The sequence below is a fragment of the Azospirillum sp. TSH20 genome (assembly GCF_003115935.1).
In the GTDB taxonomy this organism is placed as follows: domain Bacteria; phylum Pseudomonadota; class Alphaproteobacteria; order Azospirillales; family Azospirillaceae; genus Azospirillum.
The window spans coordinates 1-5,954 of the sequence record NZ_LGQU01000131.1 but is presented as its reverse complement, the minus strand read 5'-3'; the positions used below and the strand labels follow the sequence as shown (position 1 = coordinate 5,954).

Genomic DNA, 5,954 nt, shown 5'->3' with positions numbered 1-5,954 from the left:
CAGTCCCTCCCCCGCCCAGCTCTCGCACAAAGCTTTGCTTTGTGCTGACGCGGCAGGCGGACCGTAGGTCCGCTGAGAGCGGGGGAGGATAGGTGGGGGTCTAACCTCGCACCCCCATCCCCCATCCACCCGTCACTCCTGGATGAACGCCTTCACGTAGGACTGGCGCAGCGGCTGGATCAGATAGTCCAGCGGGGTGCGGGCGGAGAGCACGATGCGGGCTTCCACCGGCATGCCGGCCTTGATCTTCAGGTTGCGGACCTCGTGGCTGTCGGCGTCCTTCAGGCGGATGCGGGCCAGATAATATTCCTGGCGGGTCGCGTTGTCGGTCAGGCGGTCGGCCGAGACGTAGGAGACGGTGCCGTCGATGGTGCCGACGACGCGGCTGTCATAGGCGGTCAACTGCACCTTCACCGGCAGGTCGACGGCCATCGACTTGATGTCCTTCGGCTGGATGCGGACCTCGGCCAGCAGGGCCTTGTCGTCGGGGACGATGTCCAGCACCGGCTCGTTGGCGGTGATGGTGCCGCCGACGGCCGGGTGGCCGTACATCACGACGTTGCCGGCGTCCGGCGCCTTGATGGTGCGGTTGTCCAGGCGGTTCTTGGCGTCGCGGATCTGCTCGGCCAGCTTCTGGGCGTCGCCGCGCGCCTTGTCCAGCTCGACCAGCACCTTCTCGCGGAAGTCGCTGCGGCGGCGGACCAGATCGCCCTGGGCGTCGACCGCCTGCTGCCGCGATTGCGACATGCGGGCTTCCAGCTCGTGGTCCTGGGCGTGGAGCTGCGCGTTCTCCTTCTGCGCCGCCACCAGCTTGGTGCGGGTGGAGTTGCCGCGGTCCAGCAGGCCCTGGGTGATCTGGATGTCCTCGTCCGACAGCTTGATCTCGCGGTTCAGGAAGGCGCGCTGCTGCTCCAGGCTCTTCACCTCGTCGCCCAGCGTGGCGATGCGGTCCTGCGTCAGCTTCGCCTCGGTTTCCAGCTGGTTGCGACGGACCTGGAACAGCTTCTCCTGGTTCTGCATGGCGTTGTCGACCGCCGGCTCCTTGCCGCGGCGGGCGGCCAGCTCGGCCGGCCATTCGATGGCGGGCTTCTCGAACAGCTCGGCCGACAGGCGCGCTTCGGAGGCCAGCGTGTCGAACAGCGCGGCGTTCAGCATGTCCAGGCGGGTCTGCGCCTCGGTGTTGTCCAGCCGCATCAGGACCTGACCGGCGTCGACCCGGTCGCCCTCATGGACCAGGATGGCGCTGATGACGCCGCCTTCGGTGTTCTTCACCACCTTGCGGCCGGTTTCCGGCGCCAGCGAGCCCGACGCGCTGATCGCGCTGTGCAGCGGGGCCACCGCCGCCCAGCCGGTCATGCCGCCGAAGCCGACCGCCAGGACCAGGAAGCCGCCCAGCAGCAGGCCGCGCACGCCGGTTTCCGGCATCGTCGCCCGCAGCGCATGGATCGAGGTGATGGTCGCCGTCTTGCGCGACGGCTTGCCGGCGGGGGTTTCGGAACCGTTGTCACCGGACAGCGGGGCGGGGAACGTCGTGGTCATCGTGGTCATGGGGCTTCCTTGGCTCTGTCGGGTCGGGCGTCGCTAACCGGATGGTCGGTCTTGGGGGCAGTGCCGGCGGTCAGCCGGCGGCCCCCGCCGTGGCGGCGGACGGACCCTGAGGGCCGAGATTGCGAAGGCGGGCGAGGTTGACGGCGCCGGGTTGGGCCTGCTGCTGGTCCGGACGCGGCAGCTCCATCGCCATGCCGTTCTTCAGGACATAGGTGTGGTCGGACATGTCGACGAAGATCGGGGCGTGGGTCATGACGATGGTGGTCGCCCCGCGCTCCTTGCAGGCCGCGACGAAGGCGCGGACCGCCTTGATGCCCAGCTCGTCCAGGCCGGCGGTCGGCTCGTCGAGCACCAGCAGCGGCGGCTGGCCGAAGGCGGCGCGGGCAAGGCCGATCAGGCGGGCGCTGGCGCCGGTGATCGGGGACAGCGGATCGTTGACCTCGGTCTCGTAGCCCATGGGCAGGCTTTCGATCCACTCGTGGAGGCCGACGGCCTTGGCGGCCTCTTCCACCTGTTCACGGGTGGCGGTGGTGAAGCGGGCGATGTTGTCGGCGATGCTGCCGGGCAGGAGATCGACCTGCTGCGGCAGGTAGCCGATGCCCTGTTCGGGGCTGTCGGGGGTCAGGGTGGCGACGGACAGGCCGCCCAGCCGCACCGTACCGGCCGACGGCAGGGCGACACCGGCCAGCAGGCGGGCCAGAACCGACTTGCCCGAGCGGTTGGGGCCGGCGATGCAGACGGTCTCGCCGGGCTCGACCGACAGGGTGACGCTGCGCAGGATCGGCTTCTGGTCGCGGGGGGAGACGAACAGCAGGTTCTCGACGGTCAGGCGCTCGCTCTCGACGGGCACGGAGGGACGCTCCGGCTCACGCGACAGGCGCTTCAGCAGCGGCAGCAGGCGGCGGACGGCCTGGGCGGAGCGGACCAGCCCGCCCCAGGCGCCGGCGGTCTGCTCGATCGGGGCGAGGCCGCGGCCAACCAGCATCGAGGTGGCGATCATGCCGCCGAAGGACAGGTGCTGCTCGATCACCAGCCAGGCGCCGATGCCCGTCACAGCGATCTGCAGGACCATGCGGACCCACTTGGTGGCGGCGCCGATGGCGGCGCTGCGCTCATAGCCCTGGCCCTGCATGGCGCTGGCGGTCAGGAAGTCGCGGTTGACGGCATCCAGCGAGGCGTTGCCCATGCGCAGGCCGCGCACGGTGTCGGAGCGGGAGGCCAGCGCCTCGAACAGCTTCTGGGCGCGGCTGGCCGGCAGCTTGCTCTCGTCGTTGATGTCCTTGACGGCCATGTAGCCGATCCAGCCCATCACCGCCATGATCGCCATCGACACCACCAGCACCAGCGCCAGCATCGGATGGATGACGTAGATGCCGATGACGTAGAGCGGAGCCCAGGGCAGATCCATCAGCGCCGGCAGCGACGGACGCGAGAAGGCGCCCTTCAGCTCCATCAGGTCGGCGAGCGGACCATTGTCCGGACGGCCGCGGCCGGCGGCGTCCAGCGCGTCGGCGGTCAGCCGGCGGCGCCACCGCACCTCCAGCGCGTTGCCGGCGCGGGCCAGCAGGCGGGAGCGCACCATCTCCAGCAAGCCGCTCAGCGTCAGCGCGAGCACGACGATCAACGTCAGCATGATCAGGGTGTCGTAATTGCCGGACGGAATGGCGCGGCTGAACACCTGAAGAGAATAAAGCGGCATGGCCAGCATCAGGGCGTTGATGGTGGCGCTGAAGATAAATGTACTAACGAGTATCCTGGTGAAATAACCGCGATTGAAAGCGGCTTCCGGCTTATCATTGCCGGGCTGTCGAAAAGAGTTGGACTTGGTAGTAACAGGCATAAACAGCCCTCCAATTGTCACCGGTCAGCGCAGTGCCCACTGGATGCAGGCGAGGTCAGAGAACGCCATCTTGGTAAATGGGACCTTAACATTCGGGGACGTCACAGGATTGCCACCGGATGCCACCACTTTTGCGCAAGACTACTCCGGTATTGTTTGTTCATTCGGGGTGATTTGCCCCGCTGGCCGGCAGGGACGCATGACCTATGGCCGGTTGGAGGGGCCGGGCATTGCCGGTATCGTGGCCCGCAGCGGCGATTCCGCCGGTCCACCCCAACCACAGCCGGAGAAGATGATGGAAGGGCGCAAGGTCCCCTCGGTGGTGTTCAAGACCCGCGTGCGCGACGAGAGCGTCGGCGGACCCAACCCGTTCCGTTGGCAGGATGTGCGGAGCGACGAGCTGTTCCAGGGCAAGCGGGTGGTTCTTTTCTCGCTGCCCGGCGCCTTCACGCCGACCTGCTCCAACGAGCAGTGCCCCGCCTTTGAGCGGCTCTATGACGATTTCAAGGATTTGGGCATCGACGAGGTCTATTGCCTCAGCGTCAACGACGCCTTCGTCATGTACCAGTGGGGCAAGAGCCTGAACCTGAAGAAGGTGAAGCTGATCCCCGACGGGTCGGGCCATTTCACCCGCCGTATGGGCATGCTGATCGACAAGGACCATGTCGGCTTCGGCTTCCGGTCCTGGCGCTATGCCATGGTCGTGAAGGACGGCGTCGTCGAGAAGTGGTTCGAGGAGCCTGGCATCAACGACGAAGGCGAGAACGGCGACCCCTACGGCGAATCCTCGCCGGAGACCGTGCTGGCTTACTTGCGGAGCTGAGACACCCGATTCGGCGCCGACCGGGTGCCGCAGGGCGGGACGGTCCACAGGGTGCATGGTGAAAGGCCGGCGGGGCGAAGGCTCCGCCGGCCTTTTCCATGACCACCCCACGCCTGCGCCGCCGGCGGGGGCAGGGTGCAGCATTGCGTATGAATGCGTGCATCGCGGCGGTCGATATTCTTTTTATTAGACAATCATTATTGCATTGCTACCTTCTGCGCCGGCTTCGGCCACGGTTTCAGCCCGCGGGGCGGCCGGCAACAATCTGATCGTGCGCCGCCCGGCTTGCCGGGACAGGATCGGCACGGCGGGGACGGATGACGCGACGAAGGGGCGGGGCGCAGACCGCCGCTGTCCATGCGACGTTGACACCCTTAGCAGGGCAAAGGTGACCCTCCCATGAGCATTTCCAAGCAAGTCATTTTGAAAACCGCGCTGGCGGCGCTCGTCGTCCTGGCACCGCTTCCCGCGGCTGCTCAAGTCAAGCTGTCGGATCTGAAGCTCAAGATCGACCCGGCGCAGACCACGGTGTCGGGCATCTCCTCCGGCGCCTATATGGCCGGGCAGTTCCAGGTCGCCTATTCGGGGCTGGTCAAGGCGGCGGGCCTCGTCGCCGGCGGCCCCTATGATTGCGCCGAGGTGTCGGAGGGCGGCATCGCCCCGGCTGTGGTGGCGCTGAAGCGCTGCATGGACGTGGCGATGGGCGCCCCCAACGTCGACGCGCTGGTCGCCAACGCCAAGGCGCGGGAGAAGGCCAAGGACATCGATCCGCTGTCCAACATGGCGCAGTCGAAGATCTACCTGTTCAACGGCGACAACGACGTGACGGTGAAGCGCCCGGTCGCCGACGCCACGGAGCAGTTCTACAAGGCGCTGGGCGTGCCGGAGGCGAACGTCTCCTACGTAAAGCTGCCGAAGGCGGCGCACGCCTACATCACCGACGGCTATGGTGCCGCCTGCGACTTCATCCCGAAAGAGGATGAAAAGAGCGAATACATCAACAACTGCCAGTACGATCAGGCCGGCGCCATCGTCCGCTTCTTCTACGCCGACGCCAGAACCCCGAACGCCCCTACCGCGGCCCACCAGCCGCAGTTGTTCAACCAGGCGCCCTTCATCGGCGACACCAGCCGCAGCGGCATGGCCAAGACCGGCTACATCTATGTTCCGGAAGCCTGCGAGGGCGGCAAGCAGACCTGCCGCATCCATGTCGCCTTCCACGGCTGCAAGATGGCGTCGAACCTGATCGGCGACCATTTCGCCGTGAACGCCGGCTACAACCGCTGGGCCGACGTCAACAACATCGTCGTGCTGTACCCGCAGATCGACGGCGACGCCAAGCTGTCCTCCAACCCCAAGGCCTGCTGGGACTGGTTCGGCTACACCGGCTACGACTTCGCCCGCAAGGGCGGCTTCCAGATGACCGCCGTCCGCAAGATGATTGGGGCGCTGGCTGGGGAGTAAGGTTCGGCCTCTTGCCCCCACCCCACCAACAAAAAAGCCCCTCTCCGGCGACCCGGAGAGGGGCTTTTTCAAATCAGCGCGATCAGGCCTTCAGGATGCCCCGGCCGGCGAAGCGGGCGGCGACGCCGAGCTGCTCCTCGATGCGGATCAGCTGGTTGTACTTGGCCAGACGGTCCGAACGGCTCAGCGAGCCGGTCTTGATCTGGCCGCAGTTGGTGGCGACCGCCAGATCGGCGATGGTGCTGTCCTCGGTCTCGCCCGAGCGGTGCGACAGGACGG

4 protein-coding genes and 1 pseudogene are annotated in these 5,954 nt (G+C 66.9%); 2 read left to right on the top strand and 3 right to left on the bottom strand.

The genetic code is table 11. The features are described 5' to 3' along the window. Positions 1-132: 132 nt before the first annotated feature. Positions 133-1,548, bottom strand: a complete 1,416-nt coding sequence (locus TSH20_RS29715) for an HlyD family type I secretion periplasmic adaptor subunit (RefSeq protein ID WP_109157594.1) — start codon at positions 1,546-1,548, stop codon at positions 133-135. 70 nt (positions 1,549-1,618) lie between these two features. Beyond that, positions 1,619-3,247 (bottom strand): ATP-binding cassette domain-containing protein, encoded by a 1,629-nt coding sequence (locus TSH20_RS29710; protein ID WP_247871686.1) that lies wholly within the window; start codon positions 3,245-3,247, stop codon positions 1,619-1,621. 436 nt (positions 3,248-3,683) lie between these two features. Here TSH20_RS29710 and TSH20_RS29705 point away from each other — a divergent pair, with 436 nt between their 5' ends. Beyond that, a complete protein-coding gene (locus tag TSH20_RS29705) occupies positions 3,684-4,211 on the top strand; it encodes a peroxiredoxin (protein WP_109152839.1) in 528 nt (175 codons plus the stop codon). Between the two features lie 399 nt (positions 4,212-4,610). After that, positions 4,611-5,675, top strand: a complete 1,065-nt coding sequence (locus TSH20_RS29700) for a PHB depolymerase family esterase (RefSeq protein ID WP_109157596.1) — start codon at positions 4,611-4,613, stop codon at positions 5,673-5,675. 82 nt (positions 5,676-5,757) lie between these two features. Here the strand turns inward: TSH20_RS29700 and eno are convergent. Next, positions 5,758-5,954: pseudogene (gene eno, locus TSH20_RS29695) on the bottom strand (phosphopyruvate hydratase); the annotation flags it as partial.

What these genes read in the sequence shown, in the direction of transcription:
- TSH20_RS29710 (WP_247871686.1), bottom strand. Translation starts at nt 3,247, where the DNA reads ATGCCGCTTTATTCTCTTCAGGTGTTCAGCCGCGCCATTCCGTCCGGC.
- TSH20_RS29715 (WP_109157594.1), bottom strand. Translation starts at nt 1,548, where the DNA reads ATGACCACGATGACCACGACGTTCCCCGCCCCGCTGTCCGGTGACAAC.
- TSH20_RS29705 (WP_109152839.1), top strand. Translation starts at nt 3,684, where the DNA reads ATGGAAGGGCGCAAGGTCCCCTCGGTGGTGTTCAAGACCCGCGTGCGC.
- TSH20_RS29700 (WP_109157596.1), top strand. Translation starts at nt 4,611, where the DNA reads ATGAGCATTTCCAAGCAAGTCATTTTGAAAACCGCGCTGGCGGCGCTC.